1 pseudogene is annotated in these 1,130 nt (G+C 44.6%); it reads right to left on the reverse strand.

Annotated elements, in window-relative coordinates:
* Window positions 1-1,130, reverse strand: a pseudogene (locus R7P67_RS25745) (SMC family ATPase); the annotation flags it as partial.

Raw genomic sequence — 1,130 nt, forward strand, 5'->3', positions numbered from 1 at the left:
CTTCATCACCAACAAACTGAGCAGGCTGAGGATGTTCGGTACCACCACAAACGGGACACTTCTCTCCAGTTTGTAAACGAAGAGCAAGAACTGCCGCTTGCGCATTATGCCAACTGAGCTCTAACGCATCCGCTTCACGTTGAAGGTTTTCATAATAAGACTTGGCTTGAGTTACCGAGGCTTGTTTACTTGACGTCAATGCATCTAACTTTGAAAGCTCTTGACTTAAATTACCTAACTTTTGAAGATCCGACATCAAACGCTGCTGCTGTTTGATCTCTGCATCCACACCACCAATACTTGCGACATCAATGCGAGCTTGCTCCAACACTTTTTGCGCTTGCAGGGCGTCTTGCGTCAGTTTTTCCCTAAACACTATGTATTTTTTTAGCGTTTCTTCAAATTCTGATTTCTGCTGAAGTCCTGCAGCGATGGCACTATCCAGTTCAACCTTCTCGACCAACTTGCCTTTCATGCTTTCAAGTTGGTATTGCTGCTCTGTCAGCCTAGGAACCCGATTCGCTTGTTCTTTCGCCTGTTGGAAGGCTTGTTCCTTCGTTTTTAAGACGTCGTCAGCGGCTTTTAGGTCTTGAGAAAGAACGGCAACCTTTTGGTTTAAATCTTGAACTTGCTGGGCGGCATTTTGCAGCGTGATATAAGGCAGTTCAATCCTACTCGCCTTTTTCGCATTATCTAACTGCAGTTGGCGAGCCGAAATGGTTTCAGTTTGTTGCAAGTGCAGATGGAGCGCGGCTTCTGCTTGTTCACGCTTTTTAAATTCATTGCTTAACGTTTCAGCTCTCTGAATTTCTGTTTTCACGGCATTTAACTGAGCAAGCGATTCCTGCTCTCGCTTTTGCGCTGACGCGAATTGGACAGACAGCGTTTCACGTTGTTCTGTTAATTCCGCTTCTGATGTCACTCCCGCAACTTGAAGCGCGCCACGAATTTGGTTATCAAACTCATCTTTTGCTTTGCTTATCGAGCTTGCTTTGTCTTTTAAGGCGTATTCAATCTTTTTATAGATATCCGTTTCGAATAACTGGCCAAAGATTTCTTCACGCTCTTTAGACGTTGCTAATAACAGCTCGCGAAATTTACCTTGAGGCAATACCATAACCTGACGGAAC

The organism is Vibrio sp. Vb0937, assembly GCF_033338855.1.